This is a genomic window from Aequorivita aurantiaca, assembly GCF_030410135.1.
GTDB lineage: Bacteria > Bacteroidota > Bacteroidia > Flavobacteriales > Flavobacteriaceae > Aequorivita > Aequorivita aurantiaca.
Genome location: NZ_JAUGQQ010000018.1, coordinates 1 through 26,620, shown reverse-complemented (window position 1 = coordinate 26,620; position 26,620 = coordinate 1). Strand labels below are relative to the sequence as shown.

Sequence of the window (26,620 nt, the reverse complement as noted above, 5' to 3'; positions counted from 1 at the left end):
GGGCCTGCGCAGGACCTGGGAAGCGTTTCGCTTTATCCGGTGCCGACCAAGCACCTCCTGAACGTTGGGAACCCCCAGAACCTTGAGCTGGAGAGCCTGCAGATATTCGACCTTCGCGGAAGGCTTGTGCAAAGGGCAGACCTGCGAGGGATGGGATCCAAGAGGACCCTTGACGTTTCAACCCTTGGCGCGGCGGTATACATGGTGAGGATCCAGGGACAAAATGGAACCACCACCAAGCGATTGGTAAAGGAATAGTAGATTCATAATTGTTATTACTTTAAAAGGAACCGCCCGGCAATGTGCCGGGCGGTTCTATTATTAAGAACTATTACTTTTTAACACCGTCCCGAGCATACCATATTACGGAAATTACCCCGCATTCCTTTTAAGAGAAAACAGATGTAGGTATCGGGAAATAACATCAAAGATGTTTTTAAAAAGCAACCATTTCCACCCTGTTCTCCCCCTTCCTTAACCGCTTGTTTTACATTCTGCTGCTACACCTATCTAAGTTTTCTACTGCAATTATTTTTAATAAATCATTATGATTTCCCGCTATTATCCTAAAATAAAAGTTTGGTATTTTTAGCGTTATAACATTATAAGAATCATTAAAAAAAAGAAATTATGGCTGATGATACACGAAGAAAAATGGAGGAAAAGACAACAAATTCTTCCACAGCAAAAAACGAACAACTGGACCAACATTCCGAAAATGGCGAGGGCCAGTACCTAACCACAAGCACTGGTGTAAGGATAAACCACACCAATGATTCCCTTAAGGCAGGCAGCCGGGGTCCCACTATAATGGAGGATTTCCATTTCCGGGAAAAAATGACGCATTTTGACCATGAACGTATTCCAGAGCGCGTGGTGCATGCCAGAGGATCGGCGGCGCACGGGTATTTCCAAAGCTATGGCCCCATTCCCGAACTTACCAAAGCAAAACTGTTTAACGATCCCGAAAAGAAAACTCCTGTTTTTGTACGAATTTCCACCGTTGTTGGCTTCCGAGGCTCTGCGGATACCGTGCGCGATGTTCGCGGTTTTGCTACCAAATTTTATACCGAGGAAGGGAATTGGGATCTGGTAGGCAACAATATGCCGGTTTTCTTTATACAGGACGGCATAAAGTTCCCAGATTTGGTACACGCCATTAAACCCGAACCGCATAACGAGATGCCACAGGCTTCCGCGGCCCATGACAATTTTTGGGATTTTGTGTCACTAATGCCCGAATCCATGCATACGATAATGTGGGTTATGTCTGACAGGGCCTTCCCCCGCAGTTATGCCATGATGGAAGGCTTTGGAGTGCACACCTTCCGGTTTGTCAATGCCGAAGGAAAATCAAAGTTCGTAAAGTTTCATTGGAAACCGGTAGCGGGAATCCATTCTTTAGTTTGGGACGAAGCGCAAAAAATTGCGGGCAAAGATCCAGACTTTAACAGGCGCGACTTATGGGAGGCCATTGAAATGGGAAATTATCCCGAGTTTGAGCTAGGGGTCCAGGTGGTAGATCCGGAAGATGAATTTGCCTTTGATTTCGATCTATTGGACCCAACAAAGATAATTCCGGAGGAAGTGGTACCTATCAAAATGATAGGAAAAATGACCCTAAACCGAAATCCGGACAATTTCTTTGCAGAAACGGAACAAGTGGCCTTCCACCCTGGCCATGTGGTTCCCGGCATTGATTTCACCAATGATCCCCTGCTACAGGGACGCTTGTTTTCCTATGTGGATACCCAACTAATCCGATTGGGCGGGCCAAACTTCAACGAAATTCCCATAAATCGCCCGGTGGTTGAGGTACATAATAACCAACGGGACGGGTTTATGCGCCAGACCATCAATAAAGGAAAGACCAACTATTTTCCCAATTCCCGAGGGGGAGGCTGCCCCATGATGGCTCCGGAAACTGCCGGTGGCTATTTGCACCACATGGAAAAAGTAGAAGGACATAAAATAAGGGAGCGTAGCGACAGCTTTAAGGACTATTTCGGACAGGCCAAACTATTCTATAACAGCCAAACGGAAATTGAAAAGAAACATATAATGGAGGCCTTTCACTTTGAACTTGGCAAAGTAAAGGATAAGGAAATCCGCCAACGAATGGTATATATGATCGCCAATGTGGATAAGGATCTTGCCGTGAAAGTGGCAAATGGGATTGGCATAAATCCTCCCACCGACGAAGCGAAAATAAAAGAGGTAGCACAGGACCATATTCCCCGTGAGAAGGTGAAAAGTAGTGTCGATACCTCTCCCGCCGTAAGTATGGAAAATAGAAATAATAAGAAAGGTTCCATCAAAGGCCGTAAAGTGGCTATAATGATTGATGAAGGTTTTGATTATGAGACGGTAATGCAGGTGAAGAAAAAGCTTATGGATGGTAATGCAACTGCCGAAATCGTTTCCAAATTTCATGGCATGATAACTGCCTCTAATGGAGAAACCTTGGAGACGGATAAAAATCATATAACCACCGCCTCGGTTCTTTACGATGCCATCTTTATTCCGGGCGGCGCTAAAAGTGTGGCGAGAATGAAAAATCATGGGGATGTTATACAATTTATTAACGAAGCTTATAAACATTGTAAACCCCTTGCATTTTCGGGTGAAGCGGTTGAACTTTTGGAAAATACAGCGCTATGGAACCTTGTGAAGGAACCGCAAAATGGGGTGAATGTTTCCAAGGGCGTGGTAATGGCAAGCAACAATGATAACATGGGCGACTTCTCAGAACGCTTTATGGAATGCATCGCCCAACACCGATTTTGGGAACGGGAGGATATGGACCACGACTCCATACCCGCATAAATTCAATTAAATAATAATCAAAACTCTTAATCACTAATTCAAGATTTAGAATTATCGATTAAGAGTTTTTGTATTGATAGCATTCCTTTCCTCATGGATGCAGTTAACAGTTTAAGTATTTTTTAATATTTCTATTTCCGTGATCATAATAACTTTAGCAATAAAAGAATATGGCAAAACTGAAACTCTTTATACTTCCCATACTGCTCTCAATTTGTACGGAAATACAGGCCCAAATGCCCCCCAAGGAAAATACCAGCGTATCCCATAACACCAATTACGCGCAGCACTTGGACTTTTTGCCCGAAATGGTGAATCTGCTCAAGGCGCCCGATGGTTGGGAAGTGAGCATTGCCGCGTCCGGGTTGGGTAAACCTCGAATGCTGTATGTCGGGCCAAATGGAGAAATGTATATTACCCGCCGCACCACAGGCGATGTCCTGATGTTAAAGGATGATAATGGCGATCAAAAATTTGATGCCGTAAAAACCGTTGTGGCTGATTTTAAGGGCGTGCACGGAATTACCATTAAGGACGGCTGGCTGTACCTCTGCAACAACACTGAATTGAGAAGATATAAATTGAATGCGGATGGTACGGTAGGCCAAAAGGAAATGCTTTTCAACGATATGCCGAATGGAGGGCAACACCCAAACCGAACCATGGATTTTGGCCCAGATGGTATGCTTTATATTTCAGTAGGTTCCTTATGTAACGATTGTTTGGGCTCAGACAAGGAAACGGCGGCTCTGCTGCAGGTAGATCCCAAAACGTGGCAACGCAAAATATATGCTTCGGGCCTAAGAAATACCATCGGCTTTGACTGGCATCCGCAAACGAATGAATTGTGGGGAATTGATAATGGTGGTGATGCCAAGGGCGACAACTGGCCTCCGGAAGAAGTAAACCATATAAAGGAAGGCCAGGATTATGGCTATCCATTCGTATATGGCAAACGTGTGGTCGATGAAAGCCGGGAGGACCCGCCGGGCACTACCAAGGAACAGTACGCAGCAAAGACGGAACCTTCGGTGTTGGATTTGCAGGCACATATGGCGCCAATAGCCTTCCAGTTTTTTAAATTGGGCGGCGGCTCCCCAATCGACTACGGTGGAGATGCGTTGATTTGCTGGCATGGGTCCTGGAACCGAAGTGCTCCCGTTGGTTTTAAAGTTCAACGAATAAAATTTTCCAACGGCAGGGCCACGAGCGCCGAAGATTTCCTCACGGGATTTTTGCAGGGCAATGCCCGGTTCGGCCGGCCTGCAGGATTGGCCATTACCCCCACTGGCACCGTGTATGTTTCCGATGATGCCAATGGAGTGCTTTATGCTATTATTCCAAAACAATAATTATTATGAAAAATATATTCCTACTCTTTTTATTAACTGGTTGTGCGACGGTAATTCCATCTGAACCCACTGCCAGAATAGAATTTATGGCTCCCGAAGCCTATCCAGAAGGTATCGCTTTTGACCCTGCCGCGAATGTATATTACGTATCCTCCGCCCGAACTGGTACTATTGGAAAGGTAACTCCGGACGGTCTGTACACTGCTCTATATACCGATCCGGAGCTTCGGTCCAGTTACGGCCTGAAAATGCATCCCGATGGCAAAATGGTTTATGCCTGTGTGGCCGATGCCAATTACAGCAAATATTCCACCCCCGATACCAAGAAAAAGATGTCGCGGTTGGTAGGTATTTCAACAGCCGATGGAAAAAAAGTACAGGATATTGACCTTGCTGGGTTGGTGCCAGGAGAACATTTCGCCAACGACCTCACTTTCGACACTAGCGGCAACGCTTATATAACCGACAGTTTCGCACATGTAATCTATAAAGTAACCCCCAGTGGCCATGCTTCTGTATTTGCAGATAGCCCTTTGTTCAAAACCAAGGGAGTAGGTCTCAACGGCATTGTGTGGCATCCCGATGGGTATTTACTGGCAGTAAACAGTGGCACAGGAATTCTATATAAAATTGATGCGAAGCAACCTACTGATGTGAGAAAGGTGAACACCGACCAGTATTTCCTAAACGGGGACGGTCTTTATTTAATGGATGATAAATCGCTTATTTTGGTTCAGAACGGCGGTAGCAATAAAATCTACAAACTTACCTCTGACAGCAATTGGCAATCAGCCAAAATTGCCTCCACCACTTTGGCGGCGGACAGATTTGCCTATCCCACCACTGCCACGGTTGCACGGGAAAAAAACGTATGGGTGATGAATGCCAAGTTCAATGAACTTGCGGATAGCTCATCCGTTCCCTCCAAAAAGTTTTCCATGCAGCATGCGCGGTTTATACCGGTTGGGAAATGATTGAATAGTTGGATTGTTGGATATTTTGATTGTTGGATGGTGTGATTATTGGATTTGTAAATAAAACAACCTTTTGATTGACTATTGTTCACCGAAACTTTTGAATCGGGGAAGGAATATATAAAACACTCCGTAGGCCATAAACCCAATGGCTGTAAAGGCCATCAAGATACTACCTAAAAAGGATTGTCCCAAAAACGAAAATGCATCCTCAATGCCCTTGATGTCATGATTTCCTGTGTAGATTCCCGCCCGTAAAAAGAAATAGGCAATAATGGCTACGATGAAGGCGCGCGAATAAAAACCAAATTTCCCAATCATTCTCATCTGCTTGGAATACCGCTGCCCTTCCAGATTGAACTGATCCAACAGCCCACCCTTAAAAACCCCAATTATTAAAACGATAGCTTGGATGGCCAAGATAATTCCAATACCAATAAAAATGGCGGAAACCGTAGTTGAACCCAAAAATGGCAGATACCGCCCCGCCGAAGTATCCTCGGAGGAACTCGAAAATATATGATAAAAAGATAGAAAAGCCACCACGGTATAAACAACCCCAGTGGTGAATAGCCCGAAGCGCATCCATTTTGCCTTGGGGGTACTGCCCCTATTCTCGGGATCCTTAAAACACTGCACAAACATCCAATAGGAATAGCACAGCAGGCCCACGCCCAGCAACATTAGCAATATTTGCCCAAAAGGCTGCTCTTTTAAAAATTTAAGAACTTGGTTGGTGCCGGAACTCTCGCCCCCCATTTTTAACGCCGCCAAAAGGGAAAGCGTTCCCATTACCAAATAAATAATCCCTTTGGAAACAAATCCAATAATAGCGGGGGTTTTAAATCTTCTCTTTATATCGGCCATGGGATGCGTGAAAATAGGATTCAAAAATACGTTTACTTCGCATTTGTTCTTTAAAACTACCTGCAAAGTTTCAAAAATAAAAAACCCCGAAAATAACTTTCGGGGTTTCTTTAAAAAAGCGAAACTGGGGAATTTATTGTTTTACAAATCTTTTGAAGAAAACAGCATTATTGCTATCCTTCACCCGAATCAAGTACATTCCGGCGGCCAATTGCGAAATATTCAGATTAGAAGTGTTTTCAACCTCAAGAATTTTCGCACCGTTTATGGAATAAATGGCAACCTGGGCCACAGTTATGTTTTTTAATTCAATATTCAATACCTCCCGTGCAGGATTTGGATAAATTGCAATGGCATCATTTCCATTTTCAAAATCTGGGGTTCCCGCAACGTTTAAATCTATAGTATATTCCACTAAACCTAGATCGAAACTTCCAATATAGGCCGTTACCGAATTGTCATCAAACACATAAGTTGAAGAGCTAGAGCCTATCCCCAACAACTGCTCATTATTTATGGTCTCCCAAGTTTCGCCGCTATCGGTTGAATAATGTAGCGCAAATTCGGAAAGCTGTGAACTATAAGTAGCCGCAGTCATCGCTCCTTCGTTTTCCGTGGAAAAGGCCACATTGAAAACCAGGGAAGTAGTTTTTCTATTCCAGTTTTCACCACCGTCTTCAGAAATGAAAATTCCCTTTGAGCTAGCCAATGCCATTCTATCGGCATTCAAGGGATCCATTTGAAGATCGAAAATTAGGTCCGACGCATTCATAACCTCCAGACCCGTGCTGTTGTTAGTCCACGTGGTGCCGCCATCGGTTGAGGAATAAACCTCAACGCCAATGGGCATCATTATTTTGCCCGTGTTGTCTATAATTATTTTATGAATATAATCCAAGGCGGGCAAGGTAATATCAGTAACAACAATGTTATTTATATCACTGAAATCAATTTTCTTCAATTGAGTTTCATTTGCCTCAAAACCACCAAATGCGGCTAAAATAGTTTGTGGTTCATTAGGAAAAGTACCCACCGCGGTAAATCTATTTGTGAAAATTGACAGAAGTTCCGTTTTGGTTGCGCCATTATCATTGCTAACCTTTAGGCTGGATCCCATAAAACTGGATTGAAATGTATAAATGCGATTTGGCGTAACTTTATCGGCATATTGGGTCTGGCCGGGGTTGTTTGAGAAAATATTCAAAGGCACAATGTCATACGGAGTGTCAATACCGGTATTCAAGTCGCGGTGCACATATCCAAACTGTACACCATAGTACAGGCTAGCATCGGTGCCATTTAGGAAAAGGTCCATATTTCCCGTACTTGAAAAATAGGGGCTTTTTGACCATTCCAAAGTTTCGCCGCCATCATTTGAAAATAGAGGGACGTAATTTGCACTTATAAAAATTTCTTCAGAATTCTGTGGATTGAAACTGGCGTTCAAGCCGTAATAATAGCTTTCAGGGTTTTCGTCAAGATAAACGAAGTTTTCCCAAGTAGAACCACCATCTTCTGAGATAGCTATTTCATTTTCCTCTAAAACGATAATTTGCGAAGGGTTGTTTTCATTAAAGCGAATCACGTTGATGCAATCCAAGATACCTTCGGTCCAAGTGATGGGCACAATGGAAAAACTTTCGCCACCATCGGCGGATTTGTAAAGATTTTCTACCGTACTTCCAAAACTGATTCCCGTACCAATCCAAATATTTTGGTCATTTGTGGGGTCGAAAGTGATTGGGTCCAAAATGATTCCTGGCAGGATTTCATCCCAATTCTGTCCTGCATCATCAGATACAAAAAGCCCACCATCAACGCCTGTGCTTCCGTTGCCACGGGTCAGGAAAAGTTTCTCGGGGTCGTTTGGGCTAATGGCAACATCATTTAGAAATACGGTATCGTAATTATTTGTATAATAAATTTCGCTCCAATTGTCTCCCCCATCGGACGTATAAAATGTTTTCCCCTCGGTATTTATTCCCACCGGAAAATTGGTATCGACCAATAAAACATCCATATCACCATCATAAAAATCATATGAGCTAACGTAGGCCAAATCCATTTGGTTCGGCAATGGGAAGGTTTTGGTTATGGTTGCCGAAGCGATATCGTACACGCGAATCTCGTTGAACGAAGTATTGGGCAAATATGCCGAAAAGGTAAGCGCGGTGCCATCGGGCGAAAGCTTCAAATCCTTTATAGAGGCGCCTTGACCAATAAGCAGGGAGTAAAGAATTTCCCAACTTGCGCCGTTGTCGTTTGAAACCACTATATGGTTTCCGAGGGTTACAGCATATATTTTATTCGGTACGTTTGCGTCATAAGTAAGGTCGAATATTCTGCCAAATTCAACGGAGCCCGTCACCTCAAACTGTGCGAAGGAGGGTTGGAAGGATAGGCATAAAGCAAGGAATAATAGTGTAATTGGTTTTTTCATCATATAGAATTTTTAGTGGAACCCAATATTCAGGATTTATTGGGAAGCGAGCAAAAAAAGCATCCTAATTAGTGCGACGGGATTTGGAAAAAGCGTGACATGCTTGTTTAAAGCGCTGTGATGTATTTATATAAAGCGGCGCTATCTTCCAAACCCATTTTGATGCTAATCCGTTCCTTTCGCTTGCGGGTTGCCTCTACTGTAATGTTGAAGAGAGAGGCAATTTCCTTTGTAGTAAGGTCCATGTACAAATAACTGAGGAATCGAATATCGTTCGTAGTCAATTCGGGATGGTTTGCCCGTAGCTTCGTGATTAGTCCGTGGTTCACTTCCTCAAAATGGGTTAGGAAACTTTCCCATTCATTATCCCGTTTTAAAAGCCCTTTGAGTTCCTTCACCTTTTTGGAAAGCAGGGCGTTTTTGGCGACCTCCGTTTGGCCGGAAAGGGTGTTTATCACCTCCTTCAAAAGTTCGTTGCGCCCAGAAATTTGCAATGCCTTGGCAGCTAGTTTACGGTTTCGCGCCTCTATTTCATTCCTTAACCGTTCCTCTTCCAAAAGTGCAAGTGTTTCCTTGGCGTGTAGTTGTTTTTCCAATAGAAGGTTATCGCTCTGCTTTTTTTGCAGTTCCAATTCTATAAATTCCTTGCTCTGCTGGTGAAGGATTTTGCGTTGTTTATTTTTGATATAACTATTGTACAATGCCCAGGCACTAAGTAAAATTATCAATAGGGAAACGCCCAAAAGGCTGTAAAGCGTTGTGCGCTCCTGTTTTCGGATTTCGCGGCTTCGTTGCAATTCCCTTCTATAATCGGCAATTTCAAATTTCACCCTACTCGTTTCGAACAACCTCCCGTTTTTAAGTTGGTTGAGGGAATCGGTGAGCACGATAACGGAATCCTTTGCATTTAGCGCTGCGCCATACAGGGCATTATCAGTATATATTTCCGCCAATTGCTGATATGCACTTATTCGATTTTCGGGATTTGCTGCGGCTTCCAATGCAGTTTTACCATAAGCCACCGCCATTTCAATATCGCCCATTTCCTTGGCAATATTGGAAAGCAATAGCAACACGGAAATACGCTCTTCGCTAAGGGCAATACTTTCCAATTTTGGAAGGGTTGTTTCCGCCAAAAACTTTGCCTTATGGAGTTCCTTTCGTTTGTAATAATTTTCAGCCAAAGCAATTTCGGCCAAAATATATATTGTTGGCTCATCCCGGAGCATTTCCATGGCTTCCTTTAAATAAGCCGCAGCAACGTCCAATCTTCCTTGCTGGTTGGCGACAATGCCCAAGTTTACGGCATAAAGTCCAATTTTGATTTTCTCGTTTTGTTCCTGCGCCAAATTGTAGGCTTTTTTGAAATATTCCTCAGCTTTTATAAGATCGCCTTCCTTGCTGTAGAGAATGGCGATATTGTTGAGCACGATCATCTCCTCATTTTCATCCAGATGCTTTATGGCAATGGTATATGCTTCCAAATAATTATCCAGCGCTTCGCCATAATCTAGCACGGAATAATAATTCGCTCCAATATTATTTATGGCAAGAAACTGCTGTTTGTACCAATTGTTTTCCTCGGCAACGGTGCGAACCTCGGTCAATAATTCCAAAGATTTTGCATAATCCTTATTGCTTCTAGCCTTAATGCCTTCCCTTAAAAGACTATCCAATTCTGCCGGGCCCTGCGCTAGCAACAATGGGGCGATAAAAAGAATTATAAAATTAAAAACGGCCTTCATATTTCATAAAAAGTGTGTGAAGTTAACTTTTATATAAAAAAGGACATAATTAATGGTTGATTTTTGTCTTCGTTGGATTGTTAGACTGTTGGGGTTTCGGTTTTGGTTTTAATGAATTTGAATGGAAAGAATTTCTATACATAAAAAAGACCAACGCATATAGGTTGGTCTTTATGAAAATGAAGAAATATTTTTTTTAGAAACTTACAGTTTCATCACTTTTTCAGTGGATCGTGACCCGTCCGCAAAGATGATATTTACAAAATAGATTCCCTCTGCTAACGCTGAAATATCCAACCTAAAAGATTGTTGATTAATGGCAGTCTTTTCCATTAGTTGAGCGCCACCCATTCCAAAAAGTTGAATATTTTGAATGGTCTTATCTTTACTTTCCAAGGAAATAAAATTACGGGATGGATTTGGGTACAAACGTAAGTTTTCCACAATAGCGTGCTGTTCGGTTCCCAAGATGGAAGGGTCATTAAAAATATATGCAGAACCCGCGCGGTCTATTTCGTTGCCGCCATTTGCATCGTGGTCCTCCCACGGGGCACCAACTATAATCCCATCCTGATGTATGGCTACACTCCAGCCAAAAAAATCCTCACCTGCGGTATCATTGCCCTGTATCATTTGGTCCTCCATCCAGGTGCCAGAACCATTTCTTTTATAAAAATAAACCTCTCCCTCTTCCATTCCAAAAAGATGCGGGGCGCTCACCACAATATGATTCTGTTGCATATCCGTACACCAGCCAAAGTGGGTGCTTTCGCTGGAAGAATTGCCCGTAATTTTCTGTACTTCCGTCCATATTCCCTGAGCATTCCTTTCAAAAATATATGCCGCACCCTGTTCCGCTGTGGCTCCATAAGCGCCAATTACCATTTGGTCGCCGGAAATGCTGACTGCCGTACCAAAAAAACTATCGTTGGAGGCATCGCTCGCCATAACAGTCTGTACATATTCAAACTGGCCATTGCCATTTTTTAAATAAATGTATGCCGCCCCCTTTCGGCCGTCCACTTCATTGGCACCTACCACCAAATAATCGCCCGAAAGAGCCACCCCTACGCCAAATACATCCGAGGTCTGTGGCGTGGGACTGAATATTTTTTGGGCTTCAATCCACATTCCCGCCTCCCGTTTGAACACATAAACCGAGCCCGTCCAAACATTTTCACCGGGTGCGCCTGCCACTATGGTATTGCCCTCAACATCAAGGGAGGTGGGGTTCATTCCCAATTTGGCTTCACTAGTTAAATCGGAAGCTACCAACTTTGTGTTGAAATCCCAGTTATTATTGCTATAATTATAAACATATAACGCCCCGGCCCGTTGGGCATTACCTATATCTGCGCGTCCTGCCGCTACCACCAGAAAGTCAGTGGAAAATTTTACGCCCCCGCCATATTCCGCCCCTTGATTAGGATCAGCTGCCGCCAGCCGCTGTGCTAAACTCCAGTTGCCCTGGCCATCCTTTTCGTAAACGTAGGCAGCGCCTGAGGCAATGGTTTCCCGCGACGCACCAACAACGGCGAAGCTTGCATGGAGGTCCACCGCGGTGCCGTATTCTGCCCTGCTTTCCCTGTTGTTGCTAACTATTTTTGCTTCCTGGGCAAATTGTGCCATTGCGCCGGTGCTTGCCACAATTGCAATTGCAAGAGCTAATGTTTTGTTTCTAATTTTTGATTTCATTTTGATTGGTTTTTTTAGTTACTTATAATTTAAGCAGACGTTTAAAATAAGTTTTTGAACCTGTTTCGATTTTTACGAGATATATACCGCTTTCCAAATTTGAAATATCGATATGGTCCAAAGTATCTTTTGCCTGTAACATTAATTGACCACTAATTGAAAAAATTGTTACACCTGTAAGTCCATAATTTTCAGTGTGAACGGAAAAATAATTGCTTGCGGGATTAGGAAAAATTGAAATATTCTGTCCATTACTATAATCGTGGGTGCCGAGGGTTGAAAGATCAATATTAAACCTGGCGAGGCCCGCATCAAACGTACCGAAATATACTTCGGCATTATCTTCGAAAAAACGGACAGTGGAACTGCTCGCGTTTAGATATTCCAGGGCGGCACCCGGAACAATTTCCCAATTTTGCCCACCATCCGTGGATGATATTATCCTTACGGTGGATTGTGGATACAGATAGCCGTCAGAATAATGGTTTATGGCAATGATGTGGCCGGGAGTTACATCGGAAAAATGCACGCGGTCCACATGTTCGTCAAATAGCTGTAACCACGTTTCCCCTTTATTTTGGGATATGAAAATTCCCTTGGTTGTTGCCAGCATATATTCATTTTCATCCAGTGGATTGATTGTTGCTTCCAAAATCATATCCTGCCCCGCTACCAGCGCTTCCAGGCCAGTTGAGGAAGTTGTCCACGACAGCCCCGCATTATCTGTTATATAAACATCGGTGCCCTGTGTAATGGTAACGCGCGAGGGCGTTATCGGATCGATGATTATTCCGTATAACAATTCAAACGATGGTAGGTTTATTTGCTCCACAACGGGTGTAGCGGGGTTTGTTATATCTATGCTGTAGGCAGATTCCCCAAAAGAAAACCAGAGTAAATTAGTATTGCTGGGGGCTGTGGCCATGGTGTAAATATTCAGGAATTCCATGGAACTATATAGCGCGGTAAAATTCGCGCCGTGATCTAAGCTCATTTCCAAGACGGAATTCATACCGAACCTTGCACTTGTGAAAATCCTGCCCTGCACCTGCTTATCGGCAAAGGGAAAATAGGTGGGTCCGAAAGTATTGTTTAACGAGCGCATTCTATACCCGTTTTCTGTATCAGTAGGAAGATTTTTATGAATGAACCCATTGCGAAGCCCGTAATAAATGTGGTTTTCATTACCGTTGAAATGGGAATCGATTCTACCAGTGCTGTTAACAAATTTATTTTTGAATTTTTCCAATGTAATGCCCCCATCATTACTTCGGAAAGAGTAGAAATTCGCAGAAATCACCACATCATTGGCCACAAATGGGTTAAAGGAGGCCGAAAGTCCGAAATAATATTCCTCTGGGTCAATTTCCGTATAAACCTGATTTTGCCAAGTGCTGCCGTTATCATTGCTGATAATAATTTCATTCTCTTCCAGAACTATAATATTATCGGTATTTGCGGGATTGAACTTAATGTGATTAATATTATCATTGGACATACCGGTATAAACAATAGGCACTACATTCCATGTTTCCCCGCCATCAAGGGAACGGTATAGGTTTTCCTGATGCGTGCCATACCCGTAAAATGTGCCCAACAACATTTGGTTCGCGTTGTCTGGATTAAAAGCCAGCGCGCTATAGGTATTTCCCGGAATTTTTTCCTCCCAAGTGGCACCTGAATCCTGACTTACAAACAAACCTCCAATGGTATTGCCGGGTGAAACGCCCCGCATTAAAAATATTTTATTCGGATTGTCCGGAAAAATGGCCACATTATTAATGGCAACATCCTCATGTTCCGGGCTGAAATAAATACTATTCCAAGTTGCACCTCCATTAATTGTAATAAATACCTCATTGGTAAAGCCGAATCCCAGCGTATAGGTAGTATGCAAAACCGCGATATCCGTATTGGCTTCATAAATATCATAACTTGCTATAAGAATATCGGCTTGTTGAGGATTTGGAACATCGAATTGTTTAATCACAGTTCCATCACTCGAATTAATGATGACCACCTTATTGTAAGCCGTTCCTTCGGCCTTTACTATAAAACTTAGATTATTGCCATTGTTAAACAAGCGCAAATCCGTAAGAACGCAATATTGGTCCATAGGATCGCTGTAGATAATTTCCCAATTTTGGCCATTATCCGCAGATTTGATTATGTGATTGCCAACGGTTCGCGCATATAAAACATTCTCTTCCGAAATTCCGAAAACGATATCGTACAGTTGCCCATATTCATCATTGGCGGAAAAGGTTATTTGTGAATAACCTTTTTGGGCGAGGAGGGTAAGGAACATTAAAAATAAAATAATACTTCTCATCATTACAATTATGGTTTTAGTTATAGCGTAAAATTAAATGCTATTCCAAGATAGACCCTACTACGGGGCGTGACAATTTGTGACAAGGTTGGTAAGAAGTTGTGACCAACACTAAATATTTGCGATGTAGGCGGCTAGACTGGCGTCGTTCGGAAGGTTTAATTTTTTTGCGATTCTTTCCTTCCTTTTCCTGCAGGATTGGGGCGAAATGTTTAATAGGGAAGCAATTTCATTATTGCCTAGGTTCATATATAAATAGATTATAAACCGAACGTCCTGTTGCGTAAGATGGGGATTCAACTTAAGCAAGCGGGAAGTAAAGCCGGGATTAACCTCTTCAAAATGGCTAAAAAAACTTTCCAGTTGCGGATTTTTCTTTAAATGTTTACTCAAGGCCTTTATTTGCACAAGCATCTCGGGCTGTTCCTTAATTTGTGGATTGGCGGTAAGAGTTTCAACAATTTCCTCGATTAGTTCATTTCGGCCCGAAAGGTAAAGGGCTTTTGAGGTGAGCTTCCTGTTTTTTATGTCCAATTCATTCCTCAATCGCTCCTGTTCAAGCTTTACGACAGCCTCCTGTTCGCGCATTTGTTTTTCCACAACAAGTCTTTTTGTTTTTTCTTGGTCGAGTTCCAATTCCGTAATCTTTTTACGTTGTTTGTGCCGAATGAGATAATTTCGGAAAATCCAGATCAATAATAGAAACAGTAAAGAGGCAAAAGCGGTAATACTATAAAAGAAGCGACGCTCTTTCTGCAAAAGCAAACGACTCTCGTTGAGCTCGTGGGCATAGCTCTGCAGTTCAAATTTTATTTTATTGTTTTCATAAAGCGCATTATTTCGAATCTGGTGCAGGCTGTCGCGCGCAATCAGAACGCTATCCTTATAGCGCAGCGCGAGGTGGTAATCCTTCAATGACATATAGGCTTTTGAAAGCGCCTCATATACATCTTCGCTATGCTCGATGCCTTTAGTCCCTTTTCGAGCCATTTCAGCATATTGCAGGGCTGCGGAAAAATTATTTTCCTTTTGAAGAATTTGGGAAAGCAGCAACAAAATAAAAACCCTATTGTCAGCATTTGCCTCCCCCTTTAATTGTGGTAAAAGGATGCGCGAAAGTTCCTTTGCCTCGGAAAATTTGCGCCGTATAAAAAGATTTTCTGCACGCGCCATTCTGGCCATTATCTCTACTTCGGGCTGTTCCTTTACTAAAGGCAGTGCTTCTTGGATATATTTGCTTGCTTCCTCGGGCTGTTGCATTTTATTCAAAACCAATGCGAGGTTTATGGCATAATATCCTCGTTTGCTGTTGTTTTCCCCATCAAGGCTTAGGGCATAGGCTTTTCCAAAATATTCCTTTGCTTTTGCCAGGTTGGATTCCTGAAAATATAATATTCCAATATTGTTCAATACCGTAAGCTCATCCTTGGTTTCGAGTTCTTCTATGGCTATTTCATACGCTTTTAGATAGTAGTCCAAAGCTTCGCCGAAATCGGACATTAAATAATAATTGGAACCGGAATTAAGGAGCGCACGGAATTTTTGTTTGGGCCATCGGTTTTCCTCAGCAATTGAGGCGGCCTTTACAAGCAGTTCCAGGGATTGCACATGTTTTTTGCTAAACATGAGTTCAATTCCTTTTTCAATTAAGGCATCACATTCTTTTTGTTCAACGGTTTGACTTATACTGCTCGAAGAAATAAGCAAAAAAAAGATTACAATATATCTTACCGAAAAAACCATGAGGATTATTTGGAACGAAAATAAAACTTATTCAATTTAATCGGGCCCAAACTCTGCGGATTTTATTTTAAAGCTGTGGATCAATGCCAGTGATGCCCATTAATTATTTTTCGAAAAAATTATTTAAACCATACTATAAACAGGAAAAATCCTGAATAAAAAGGGGGATTTCCCCCTAACCTTTTCATTATTAATTATTTACATTTGTATTCTAATCATAAATTTTTAATTATGAAAAACCTCAATGTTCAAAAAATGAAGCAGGCTGGGTTTGTTTTATTTCTGGGAATGGCATTCATTTCCTGCGAGAAAAATCCGATTACCCTAGTATTGCACGATCCTATTTATCCATCGGGGAGCCAAGCGGTTACCTATAGCGCTGAACGCGTTACGGAAGGAAGCATAGAGACGGCAAAATTGTATGAAACCGTAAGCACCATAAACAGTAGTGGCACCATCACTACCGCGGGAACAGAAACACTTTTGGAAACATGGGATGACCCTGGCGGCGATCTAACTTTTACAAAATCCAGTGGTCACGGAAACAACAAATTAGTAACTTACCGGTGGGTTTTTACTACCCCGGACCAAACTAAGTCCTTTAAGGTAACATATGCCACCCGGCCCTATGCCGTAACTGGCATGCCGGCGCCTGTATATGCACAGGGAGACCCTGATGACGTTTTTGATTTGGTCTTTATTCCCGACACCGATATTACCAATATTAATACCTTTTATAACCACTGTCGGGGAATGATTCGCGAATCCTTTTTTGATGAACCGCATACGCAATTTTGGAGACGCCAATATAATTTCTACATTAATACCGAGCGCGGGCATGCTACGGATTTTGATAATCGGGACGTAGATGGCCCACACCAATTGCCATCAAATAATGCCAACCTTAGCTTTGCGGAAGGTAGAGCATTGCTGCACCAAAATGATTTGCGCGATTGGGCAAGCGGTGGGGTATTTTCCAGCGAAATGCAAAACAGGGGCACCGTTATGCACGAAGCTGGACACGGACTTTACGGCCTCGCGGATGAATATGGCGGTGGCAGCCATTGGCAAGCAGACGATTTTCCCAACAACTGGTCCAGTTTAGCGGGTGCCCAAGGGGCGGCCTCAGATTACGGCAACTGTAAGGACGATGGCGATGCCGTTGAAATGGGTAGCGATAATTATTATCGTTTATGTGTTTCCAGCTGTCAAATGGTAACCACCGGCCTTAACCATACAGAATACGACTGCCCGTGCCGCAGCCGAATAACCTATGTAGTTTTTGATAACGCTTCAAATTAAAAATCATGAGAACATTAAAAAACATATTACTTGTAATGGCTATTTCGCTGGTAACAATGGCAGCGCAGGCCCAGGAAGAAAATGACGAACAAAAACGCGATCGTGTAGAAAAGAACACCAAACCCTTTAATCCCAACTATTTTTCCGTTGCCGAAAATTCCTTCTACGTATTGGAAGCTATGGTTGTTGACAATAAAATAGTGATAGACAGTACCGCAACCATAACCGTGGTGCCTGGAAAGTTGCCTTATCCGAACGGTGATTTTAAAGTTTCAGTTTTGGATAAACAAGGGGGAAGAATAATGGAATATTATATGCAGGATCCACTGCTCGCACGCTCCTGTGAAGGGGAGAACGATAACTTAACTCCGTTGAAAAATGGAAGGGTATATATTTCCCTGCCCAAAAATAACAATATTGGCACCTTGGTTTTTAGCCGAGGCAAGGAACGCGTGGGCACAGTGGATATTGGTAATTTGATTGTTCGCACCCAGCGAAACCCCACCGGACAAGGCCAATAATTAAATTATCGAAATGTTGGATTTTCGAAACGAAAGGTCAATAGTTCGGCATAAATAGCATTGATTTCCAAAAGTATAATCTTAATCAAAAAGACACTTTTGAGATAAAGAAATAAGCTATTCAGTTAATAAACACGGCTATAGGGTTTTATTTTTGTGTATAAACTGTAAAGAATAGTATTAATATTTAAAAGAAGGAGGTTATGTATGTTAAAGTAGGCAAAAGGAATGGGAATTGCATAGAAAAATCAATTCCCGAAAATTGACAAAAGCTTTGTAAAGCACGAATATTTAAAAGTATAATTAGAATTAGCCATAAAACCATCTGCCACAGCTGATGGTTTTTTGCTTTATTTTAAATTTTATAAGTCGGTTATCATTTTAGTGGACCCAATCAGTTAAATATTGAACCAAATACCGTAGAGTATGTTAAAGTGAAATTAAATACAGTTGGAAAATTCAATTGCATTAATAATTTTAAGAACAAAAATACTCGGCTATGGGAGATACAGAAAATGGATTCGGAAAAAAACGCGACAAAAATCAATACGGGGAAGTAGAAAAGGACAAAGGTAAAGTAAAGCAAAAAACTGAGCTGCCGAAACGTCCCAACAAAGGCGCGAATAATAAAAGTGATAATTCCTAATTAAATAAATTCTGCCCCTTCTCCAACGTATTAATAACTGAAAATTGGAACTATAAAACAGAACGAACTATGGGCACACAAGATAAAAAGAACAGGACGGACATTAAAAGCCAAAATGGGCCACAGTCCACCATCAAAAAAACGTCCACTTCCAGTGACAAGCATAATAAGAATAACAAGAATGACGCTACGCGTCGTAAATGATTTTTCCCATCCTTTAAAAAACCTTCCTATCTGAACTACTTGGGAGGTTTTTTTATTTAAGGAGAGAATTTTTATATTTAAATAGACTGAAAAAAAGCATTATGGCAAAACCGAAAGAATTTCCTAAACAAAGTCAATCCCAACCCCGAAAGGAATATAAAATGCATCCACAGCCTGAAATCATTAGAGCCGACTATAAAGGCAGCGGAAAATTAAAGGACAAAGTTGCACTAATAACCGGCGGCGACAGTGGCATTGGCCGGAGTGTGGCTGTTCATTTTGCTCGGGAAGGGGCACACGTGGCAATCATTTATTTAAATGAAGACGAAGATGCCTTGGAAACCCGAAAACTCGTTGAAAAAGAAGGCCGAAAATGTTTTATAATTGAAGGGGACCTTCGCAAAGAAGCATTCTGTATTTCTGCTATAAAAACCTGTATCAGCGAATTTAAAAAACTGGATATTTTAGTGAACAATGCAGCCATGCAGTTTCCGCAGGACAAGCTAACACAAATTGCCGCCCGCCAATTGAAAAAAACATTTCAGACCAATATATTTTCGTATTTCTATATTACTAAAGCTGCTCTGCCCCATCTGCCCAAGGGAAGCAGTATCATCAACACCAGTTCCGTAACGGCATATCGTGGAAGCCATCATCTTTTGGATTATTCCAGCACCAAGGGCGCAATTGTTAGTTTCACCCGGTCGCTTTCCGCCAATCTGGCTTCCAAAAATATTCGTGTAAATGGTGTGGCCCCTGGTCCTATTTGGACTCCTCTGATTCCCGCAACATTCGATGATGTTTCCGATTTTGGAGCCGATACACCTTTGGGCCGTGCGGGACAACCGAGCGAAGTGGCCCCCGCTTATGTTTTTCTGGCATCCCAGGACAGCAGCTATATTACCGGCCAATTCATCCACGTTAACGGCGGTGAAATAATTGGAGGCTAACCAGAAACTTTTATTCTCTATTTCCCAAATGATATAATCTGAAATTTGCTAAAAAATTTCTCCTGCTTATACGCCGCGGGTGTATTAAAAATTGGTTAAATGTAATTTCTGCACTTGACTTCCATTATCACAGTTGTTAATTTTATCTGGAATCTTTATAACTAGGGATTTATTTTAAACCACATTATCCATAAACGACTGAAAATTAAACCCAATACCGAAAATACATTGAATCGCACCACCGACAGTTTCTTGTTTTTATTCAAAATGATTTTAAATTATTTCATTTAATTTATGAGAACTATTGAGCTACTACCCAGACTAAACCATCTTTTACCAGCAAAGGATTTCTTTAAATCCTCCCAGCCAAAATGTAATGAACCGCAACCAATTCGGTTGAATAATTTTGTTTTCAAACATTTTAAACCATCCCTCACCCCCGTAAAATGCATTCAATTTTTTTCCACTGAAAGTTTTTATCTGGTTTATGCGATGGGCGATACTGTTACATTCACCATTAATGGCAATCCAAAGAAAATTAAACCTCACGAAAGTTGTGTGTTGCATGACCCAACAGGCACTGGAATTTGGTTGGATTATGAAAATGCGCTTTCGCCAAATTTTATAGTAATCGGCATTGGCAAGCCTCAACAATTTACTGCGGAGCACTCTTGTTTTTATAAATTTGATCGCGTATTTAAGCAAGTGGCTACTGCCCAAATGGGTTATTTTAAAGGGAAGCCAAATCCAAAAATTTCTGATAAAATAATCGCAATCACCAACCTTAACCTCGAAACAGAAGCGAACGAACTGATTTTTGAAGGTTTGCTTTTCAATATTTATGGTTTGGCAATGCTTCAAATTAATGAGGAACACAATAATGGTTATAAAAAATTTGGTGGTTTTAGTTGTAAAGAAGTGGAACAGCTAGCCCGGGTTTCACAAAAAATCACTGCCAATCCGGGCAGCGATTATACCATTAGTTCCTTATGCAGGGAAACAGGCCTAGGGCCTAACAAACTGCAACAGGGTTTCAAAAAAATGCACAATAGAACCATTATTGACTATATCAGGACCAAGCGTTTGGAAAAAGCGGTTGAGTTAATGAAGACAACCAACCTATCCATTTCAGAAATAGTCTATTCCGTGGGACTATCCAGTAGGAGTTATTTCAGTAAAATATTTAAACATAAATACAAATGCTCTCCCAAACAATTTCAGCAATTGCAGCGGGAATAACTTCTAGATCGGAAGATAAAGAGGTTCTTTATGTATTAACAAAAAAACCAAATACGGCAATCTAATTTATAAAGGTCCGATATTTTTGTAAGCCCCTCGGCCAAAGTGCCAATCAAAATCAACTAGCCTACTTAAACTATAATTCCAATGCATGCCAAAAGGAAAAGGCTCCAGTTATAATTTGCCGGTTACACGGATATTTAAATACTTAATACTACTAATATTGTTGATGGCGCTACTTTTGGCGATTGTTTCCATTCTTTTTTACTCAACAAATTAGGTTGTAGGGATTGGGCAAAAAATTATGGTTGTCATATAAATTAGATAATCCGCTCACACCAAAATGTTTAATCTTTATTTTGATAGTGTGAAAAAATCAGTTTATCACAATATGTATTTTGCAGTGGGTGTTATTCAAAAAAAATTCTAATTTTGCCATATGGGAGTAGGTGCACTAGCAGTTGGAACAGCCGTTTTATTCTTAGTTCTGTTTATTATTGCAGAACTACAGGAACGTCTATAATTAAGAATCCAACAAAATTTTATTCACTTTAGTTTTAGGGCGCGGGCAGCATTCGCAGTCCCACGGTTATTTTATTCTTTAATGTTTTCCCTATCCTTCATTTAAGGAATGCTGATTCCTTTCCATTCTTCCCTATAAAATCAATTGTTTTGAAAGTAAAAAGAATTGCGATTTCACGTGGTATTGTTATCTTGCACGCTATTATTTGAAAAACAAGAATCATGAAATTAGTACGCCTGCTTTTTATTTTTTTATCATTTCCATTATTCGCACAACAAGGTGGAATGTGGATCCCTTCCTTATTGGAAGGAATGAATGAAACCGAAATGACCAACCTGGGCATGAAAATGACCGCCAAGGATATTTATGATGTTAACAACGCCAGTTTAAAGGATGCCGTACCCCATTTTAACGGTGGCTGTACTTCTGAAGTTATCAGCAATCAAGGGCTGTTGCTTACCAACCACCATTGTGGCTATTCACAAATTCAGAGCCATTCCACTTTGGAAAATGATTATTTAGAAAATGGTTTTTGGGCCAAAAGTTTAAAGGAAGAATTACCAAATCCTGGAGTAACCGCAAGTTTTATGGTGCGTATAGAAGATGTTACCACCAAAGTTCTGAACGGAATAACAAACGCCATGACCGAAGCCGAAAAGTTAAAGACAATTGAGGCAAATATTGCCAACGTGGTTCAAACCTCGCCAAAGGAAGCATGGCAGGAAAACCGCGTGCGTACTTTTTACGAAGGCAATCAATATATGCTTTTTGTGGTGGAAACTTTTAAGGACGTGCGCTTGGTGGGCACACCGCCTTCCTCCATCGGAAAATTTGGGAGCGATACCGATAACTGGATATGGCCCAGACATACAGGGGATTTTGCCCTTTTCAGAATTTATGCCGATAAAAACAACCGTCCGGCACCTTATTCCGAAAACAATGTGCCATATAACCCAAAACATTTTCTTCCCATTTCATTGGATGGTGTTGCCGAAAATGATTTCACTTTAGTGTTTGGCTATCCCGGCACAACGGATGAGTATTTGCCAGCCATCGCGATCGAGCAAGTTATAAACACTATCAACCCCGCGCGAATTGCGATCCGCGATGCGGCATTGGCAATACAGGATAAATATATGCGGGCCGACCCACAGATAAAAATACAATATGCCTCCAAATTTGCCCGCATTGCAAATTACTGGAAAAAATGGAAAGGCGAAACCCTGGGCCTAACGAAGTCCAACGCAGTGGGAATCAAAAAACAGCAGGAAAGCGCCCTTATTTCTGAAATAAATAAAAAAGGAAAACAACAGCAATACGGGAATATTCTTCCGCAATTTGAACAATATTATTCCGAAATTCAACCCTACGCCCTTGCCCGTGAATATTATTTGGAAACCGTAATAAGAAACGTGGAACTACTGCGGATTGCCTACCAAACCTATCAATTGAAGCAGGTTTATGAGGAGCGTGGCGAACAGTCATTTATGGACCGGAAAAACAATCTTGTTGAAGGGGCGCAAGGGCATTATAAAGATTACAACCAGCAAGTGGACAAGGAGGTTTTTGAAGCTTTGATGGATCTATATGCCAAGGGAGTGCCACAACAATTTTTGCCCGCTTCCTTTAAAAATTTGAATGCCGCGGAATTGACAGAAAATGTTTATAAAAACTCTGCTTTTGTGGATTATGCTTCCCTGAAAAATTTATTGGAAGGTAACGCAGAAGCCGTATTAGCAAAGTTGAATAACGATCCGGGTTATAAAGTGGTGGCCGAATTAGCCAATACCTACTTTGAAAAAGTAGCTCCAAAATATGAAGAATTGGACCTAAAGATTTCTGGTTTGGAGCGGGATTATATGAAAGCGTTGCTTGAACTCAGTCCGAAGGATGCACGTATTTTCCCCAATGCCAATAGCACTTTACGCGTTACATATGGAAAAGTGGCTGGCTACTCCCCCGCCGATGCCATATATTACGAACCGGTGACGCATCTTGAGGGCGTAATGCAAAAATATGTTCCCGGCGATTATGAATTCGATGTGCCCAAAAAATTGAGGGATCTTTATCAAGCTAAGGATTATGGGCAATATGGCGAAAATGGTAAAATGCCGGTCAATTTTATTGGCACTAACCATACCACGGGCGGAAACTCTGGCAGTCCTGCCATTGATGCACACGGAAACTTAATTGGACTAAATTTTGACCGAGTATGGGAAGGCACGATGAGCGATTATTATTACGACCCCTCCCTATCGCGCAATATAATGGTCGATATTCGTTATGTGCTATTTATTATGGACAAATATGCTGGAGCTACGAACCTAATTGAGGAACTGAAACTTGTGCATCCAAAAAAAGAAAACAAAAAAAATAGAAAGAAGTAATATATTTCAGTTACAAAAATAATCCCAATTACTTGGGAATAAATTCAGAATCCACGGACTATTTCTTATATGTACGTGGATTCTTTTTTTACGAGTAAGCATTTTTTTCTAATAATGCAATTGCCGTTTCTTAATTTATATGATAGGGAAAGCGTGTATATCTGGGGAAACCACGGCGATATCCGATTCTGTGGGGGAGGCTGCAAATTTGACCTCAAAGAGTGCCCGATTTTGGGAAATAGATTCCATAAACATCTAATTAATTTGAAATAATCGGGTAAAATTTCTTTGATATTTTAAAGGGAATTTTACGGATATTTCTTTAAACCGAAACCTAATTCTTTCAATTATAGTCCAATCAAATTCTTTACAAATATTTCTGGAATAAAAAAATCCACGGAAACTTTTAGAAGTCATCCGTGGATCTGTGAGTTGCGAATTATTCTATTTCAAACCCCGTGCCTTTAACATAGGTTCTATTTTCGGGTCACTGCCCCGCCACTCTTTATACATTTTCTCCAAGTTTAGGGTATTTCCTCTGGAAAGCACCATTTCACGGAATCGCTGTCCGTTTTCCCGCGTGAGCCCTCCATTGTTTTCAAACCAGTTGTAGGCATCGTGATGCAGCATTTCGGTCCACGAATAGGAATAATAGCCCGCAGCGTAGCCACCAGCAAAAATATGTGAAAAGTAGGTGGAGCGATATCTTGGCGGAACTGCCTGCACAGCATCCAGTTTTGTTTTATTCAGAGCTTCTGTTTCGAAAACGTTTACCTGCGCGATTTCCTTATTTGCAGGAATTGTGTGCCACTGCATATCCAGATTAGATCCTGCCAGGTTTTCCGTAAGACTATAGCCTTGGTTGAATGTTCCCGAATTCTTTATTTTATCAATTAAAGCCTGTGGAATTTGTTCGCCGGTTTTGTAATGGATAGCATAATTCTTTAATATTTCGGGATATAGGGCCCAATTTTCATTAAACTGGGAAGGAAACTCCACGAAATCGCGGGCTACGTCCGTTCCTGATAATGATGGATATTGCTGGTCCGCAAAAAAGCCGTGCAGAGCGTGGCCAAATTCGTGGAACATAGTTTCCACCTCATCATAAGTCAACAAAGCAGGCTGACCATTGGCAGGTTTGGGGTAGTTGCACACATTATAAATCACCGGCTTTTTGTTATAAAGTTTAGATTGTGTAACAAAATTGCCCATCCATGCGCCGCCGCCCTTGCTGGGACGAGCAAAAAAATCGGTATAGAAAAGGCCCAGTTGCGAACCATCTTCTTCAAAAAGCTCATAAACCTTTACGTCCGGATGATAGATGGGAATATCAGTTCTGGGCTTATAGGTGATGCCGTATAATTTATTGGCAGCATAAAAAACACCTTTCTCCAAAACATTGTTAATTTCAAAATAAGGTTTTATTTGGTTTACGTCCAAATCATATTTTTGCTTCCGAACCATCTCCGCATAATAGTTCCAATCCCACGGTTGTAGGGTAAAATCCTGTCCTTGTGATTTAATCATCTTTTGGATTTCATTTGCTTCAGCCTGTGCCTTTGCCGTTGCGGCGGGAATGAGGCCATTGAAAAACTTAGTAACGTTTGCCGGAGTTTTGGCCATGGTTTTTTGCAGGCTCCATTCTGCAAAATTGTTAAAACCTAATAATTTCGCCTTTTGTGCGCGTACTTCTACAAGTTCTTTTATTAGTTCACTAGTATCAAATTTCCCTTGATTGGCCCGGTGCCACGCCGCTTTATATAGTTTTTCACGACTTGCCCTATTTTCCATGGATTGCAACAATGGTTGTTGCGTTGTATTTTGCAATGGAATTTTGTAACCATTTCCATCTTTATTTTGAAGTGATTTTAACACATCCGCATCCACACCTTTTAGTTCCTCTTCATTTGCGAAAGTGACAGCCCCGGCATTGTTGGCATCCAAAAGGGTTTTTCCGAATTTGGTAGTGAGTGTTGCTATTCTTTCATTGTATTGCTTTAGTATTTCCTTGTCTTCGGAAGAGAGGTTGGCACCCTCAATTTCGAAATTTTCGTAATATTCCTCCAGCAACTTTAGTGATTCCGCATCCAGATTTAAGGTTTCCTTTTTATCATATAATATTTTGAAGCGTTTGAACAGGGCTTCATTCAAATAAATCATATCATTTTGGGCAGCAAATTTTGGAGCCATATCTTCTTCTATAGCTTGTATGGTTTCATTTGTATGGGCGCTGGCAAGGGCATTGAACACTTGTGACGCGCGGCTTAACAATTGCCCACTCTGTTCTAGCGCCAATACCGTATTATTGAATGTGGGAGCCTCCTTGGAATTGGCAATTGCACTCACGGCCTCTTTCTGTTGCTCAATCCCTTCCAACATTGCAGGCTTGAAATGATGGTCCTTTATGGCAGAAAAATCCGGTGCACCATATGGCAACTTACTTTCCGAAAGCAATGGATTCTCAGTATTGTTCATGTTTTCATTTTCTTTTTTATTGTTTTCTTTTTCTTTGTTACTGTTGCACGCCACAAGGATTAGGGCGAGTGTTAAAAATGGAATTGCTTTTTTCATTTAAATAAATTTTATGTTTATGTGCTTTTTCGAAATATTTATAGCATTTAAACTTTCCGTTTTTTCAATTAATCATAACCGACTTAAATATCTTATGAAAGATAAAGGTACCGAATTAGTACTCCTTAGGTCCCGGATGTTACAAAAATCAAAAACCTCTTCAGCAATTGCTGAAGAGGTTTTATCATTTTGGTTGGTTATTTGGCGATTACTCTTTAATCAAGCGCTTAACAGTGCTTGCACTATCACCAATTATCTGTACCATGTAAACTCCGGATGCAAGTGATGAAACATCAACAGCCT

At 41.3% G+C, this 26,620-nt stretch carries 19 protein-coding genes; 11 read left to right on the top strand and 8 right to left on the bottom strand.

All coding sequences use genetic code 11. The features are described from left to right. The 4 genes from QRD02_RS14000 to QRD02_RS13985 all read left to right on the top strand — a co-directional run. The coding region (locus tag QRD02_RS14000; protein ID WP_290254779.1) for a T9SS type A sorting domain-containing protein at window positions 1-258 on the top strand (258 nt) is incomplete at its 5' end. A gap of 372 nt (window positions 259-630) precedes the next feature. Continuing rightward, the gene (locus QRD02_RS13995) at window positions 631-2,826 is read left to right on the top strand and encodes a catalase (RefSeq protein ID WP_290255590.1); all 2,196 of its coding nucleotides are present in this window, start codon (window positions 631-633) and stop codon (window positions 2,824-2,826) included. A gap of 170 nt (window positions 2,827-2,996) precedes the next feature. Continuing rightward, the gene (locus tag QRD02_RS13990; RefSeq protein ID WP_290255589.1) at window positions 2,997-4,178 is read left to right on the top strand and encodes a PQQ-dependent sugar dehydrogenase; all 1,182 of its coding nucleotides are present in this window, start codon (window positions 2,997-2,999) and stop codon (window positions 4,176-4,178) included. A 5-nt stretch (window positions 4,179-4,183) separates the two neighbouring features. After that, the gene (locus QRD02_RS13985; protein WP_290255588.1) at window positions 4,184-5,152 is read left to right on the top strand and encodes a gluconolaconase; all 969 of its coding nucleotides are present in this window, start codon (window positions 4,184-4,186) and stop codon (window positions 5,150-5,152) included. Window positions 5,153-5,233: 81 nt separating this feature from the next. On the opposite strand, the gene QRD02_RS13980 is transcribed toward QRD02_RS13985, so the two are convergent. The 6 genes from QRD02_RS13980 to QRD02_RS13955 form a co-directional block, all read right to left on the bottom strand. Next, entirely contained in the window at window positions 5,234-6,085 is an 852-nt protein-coding gene (locus QRD02_RS13980) for a DUF1206 domain-containing protein (protein ID WP_290255587.1), read from the bottom strand. A 67-nt stretch (window positions 6,086-6,152) separates the two neighbouring features. Next, window positions 6,153-8,462, bottom strand: coding sequence for a T9SS type A sorting domain-containing protein (locus QRD02_RS13975; protein WP_290255586.1), 2,310 nt, complete (start codon window positions 8,460-8,462; stop codon window positions 6,153-6,155). A 104-nt stretch (window positions 8,463-8,566) separates the two neighbouring features. Next, window positions 8,567-10,204 carry a tetratricopeptide repeat protein gene (locus tag QRD02_RS13970; protein WP_290255585.1) on the bottom strand — a complete coding sequence of 546 codons (1,638 nt, stop codon included), beginning with the start codon at window positions 10,202-10,204 and terminating at the stop codon, window positions 8,567-8,569. Between the two features lie 204 nt (window positions 10,205-10,408). Beyond that, on the bottom strand, window positions 10,409-11,899 hold the full coding sequence (locus QRD02_RS13965) for a T9SS type A sorting domain-containing protein (RefSeq protein ID WP_290255584.1): 1,491 nt from the start codon (window positions 11,897-11,899) through the stop codon (window positions 10,409-10,411). Between the two features lie 22 nt (window positions 11,900-11,921). Next, window positions 11,922-14,234 carry a T9SS type A sorting domain-containing protein gene (locus QRD02_RS13960; protein WP_290255583.1) on the bottom strand — a complete coding sequence of 771 codons (2,313 nt, stop codon included), beginning with the start codon at window positions 14,232-14,234 and terminating at the stop codon, window positions 11,922-11,924. A gap of 108 nt (window positions 14,235-14,342) precedes the next feature. Next, the gene (locus tag QRD02_RS13955) at window positions 14,343-15,974 is read right to left on the bottom strand and encodes a tetratricopeptide repeat protein (protein WP_290255582.1); all 1,632 of its coding nucleotides are present in this window, start codon (window positions 15,972-15,974) and stop codon (window positions 14,343-14,345) included. 231 nt (window positions 15,975-16,205) lie between these two features. Here QRD02_RS13955 and QRD02_RS13950 point away from each other — a divergent pair, with 231 nt between their 5' ends. The 7 genes from QRD02_RS13950 (at window position 16,206) to QRD02_RS13920 (ending at window position 23,746) form a co-directional block, all read left to right on the top strand. Then, the gene (locus QRD02_RS13950; RefSeq protein ID WP_290255581.1) at window positions 16,206-17,276 is read left to right on the top strand and encodes a hypothetical protein; all 1,071 of its coding nucleotides are present in this window, start codon (window positions 16,206-16,208) and stop codon (window positions 17,274-17,276) included. Between the two features lie 5 nt (window positions 17,277-17,281). Beyond that, window positions 17,282-17,797, top strand: coding sequence for a hypothetical protein (locus QRD02_RS13945; RefSeq protein WP_290255580.1), 516 nt, complete (start codon window positions 17,282-17,284; stop codon window positions 17,795-17,797). 499 nt (window positions 17,798-18,296) lie between these two features. Further along, window positions 18,297-18,443, top strand: a complete 147-nt coding sequence (locus QRD02_RS13940; RefSeq protein ID WP_290255579.1) for a hypothetical protein — start codon at window positions 18,297-18,299, stop codon at window positions 18,441-18,443. A 69-nt stretch (window positions 18,444-18,512) separates the two neighbouring features. Beyond that, window positions 18,513-18,647 (top strand): hypothetical protein, encoded by a 135-nt coding sequence (locus tag QRD02_RS13935; protein WP_290255578.1) that lies wholly within the window; start codon window positions 18,513-18,515, stop codon window positions 18,645-18,647. Between the two features lie 101 nt (window positions 18,648-18,748). Further along, complete coding sequence (locus QRD02_RS13930) at window positions 18,749-19,597, top strand: SDR family oxidoreductase (RefSeq protein WP_290255577.1); 849 nt, start codon at window positions 18,749-18,751, stop codon at window positions 19,595-19,597. Window positions 19,598-19,891: 294 nt separating this feature from the next. Next, window positions 19,892-20,836 carry a helix-turn-helix domain-containing protein gene (locus QRD02_RS13925; RefSeq protein ID WP_290255576.1) on the top strand — a complete coding sequence of 315 codons (945 nt, stop codon included), beginning with the start codon at window positions 19,892-19,894 and terminating at the stop codon, window positions 20,834-20,836. Between the two features lie 744 nt (window positions 20,837-21,580). After that, window positions 21,581-23,746 (top strand): S46 family peptidase, encoded by a 2,166-nt coding sequence (locus tag QRD02_RS13920; RefSeq protein WP_290255575.1) that lies wholly within the window; start codon window positions 21,581-21,583, stop codon window positions 23,744-23,746. 444 nt (window positions 23,747-24,190) lie between these two features. Here QRD02_RS13920 and QRD02_RS13915 read toward each other — a convergent pair whose 3' ends face one another. Then, window positions 24,191-26,317: a M3 family metallopeptidase gene (locus QRD02_RS13915; protein WP_290255574.1), complete on the bottom strand. Its 2,127-nt coding sequence runs from the start codon at window positions 26,315-26,317 to the stop codon at window positions 24,191-24,193. A gap of 208 nt (window positions 26,318-26,525) precedes the next feature. Then, window positions 26,526-26,620 (bottom strand): T9SS type A sorting domain-containing protein (locus QRD02_RS14455; protein ID WP_353959573.1); only part of this gene is annotated, 95 nt, incomplete at its 5' end.

Coding starts and splice junctions, on each gene's coding strand:
- QRD02_RS13995 (WP_290255590.1), top strand. CDS start 631: ATGGCTGATGATACACGAAGAAAAATGGAGGAAAAGACAACAAATTCT.
- QRD02_RS13990 (WP_290255589.1), top strand. CDS start 2,997: ATGGCAAAACTGAAACTCTTTATACTTCCCATACTGCTCTCAATTTGT.
- QRD02_RS13985 (WP_290255588.1), top strand. CDS start 4,184: ATGAAAAATATATTCCTACTCTTTTTATTAACTGGTTGTGCGACGGTA.
- QRD02_RS13975 (WP_290255586.1), bottom strand. CDS start 8,462: ATGATGAAAAAACCAATTACACTATTATTCCTTGCTTTATGCCTATCC.
- QRD02_RS13970 (WP_290255585.1), bottom strand. CDS start 10,204: ATGAAGGCCGTTTTTAATTTTATAATTCTTTTTATCGCCCCATTGTTG.
- QRD02_RS13965 (WP_290255584.1), bottom strand. CDS start 11,899: ATGAAATCAAAAATTAGAAACAAAACATTAGCTCTTGCAATTGCAATT.
- QRD02_RS13960 (WP_290255583.1), bottom strand. CDS start 14,234: ATGATGAGAAGTATTATTTTATTTTTAATGTTCCTTACCCTCCTCGCC.
- QRD02_RS13955 (WP_290255582.1), bottom strand. CDS start 15,974: ATGGTTTTTTCGGTAAGATATATTGTAATCTTTTTTTTGCTTATTTCT.
- QRD02_RS13950 (WP_290255581.1), top strand. CDS start 16,206: ATGAAAAACCTCAATGTTCAAAAAATGAAGCAGGCTGGGTTTGTTTTA.
- QRD02_RS13945 (WP_290255580.1), top strand. CDS start 17,282: ATGAGAACATTAAAAAACATATTACTTGTAATGGCTATTTCGCTGGTA.
- QRD02_RS13940 (WP_290255579.1), top strand. CDS start 18,297: ATGGGAGATACAGAAAATGGATTCGGAAAAAAACGCGACAAAAATCAA.
- QRD02_RS13935 (WP_290255578.1), top strand. CDS start 18,513: ATGGGCACACAAGATAAAAAGAACAGGACGGACATTAAAAGCCAAAAT.
- QRD02_RS13930 (WP_290255577.1), top strand. CDS start 18,749: ATGGCAAAACCGAAAGAATTTCCTAAACAAAGTCAATCCCAACCCCGA.
- QRD02_RS13925 (WP_290255576.1), top strand. CDS start 19,892: ATGAGAACTATTGAGCTACTACCCAGACTAAACCATCTTTTACCAGCA.
- QRD02_RS13920 (WP_290255575.1), top strand. CDS start 21,581: ATGAAATTAGTACGCCTGCTTTTTATTTTTTTATCATTTCCATTATTC.
- QRD02_RS13915 (WP_290255574.1), bottom strand. CDS start 26,317: ATGAAAAAAGCAATTCCATTTTTAACACTCGCCCTAATCCTTGTGGCG.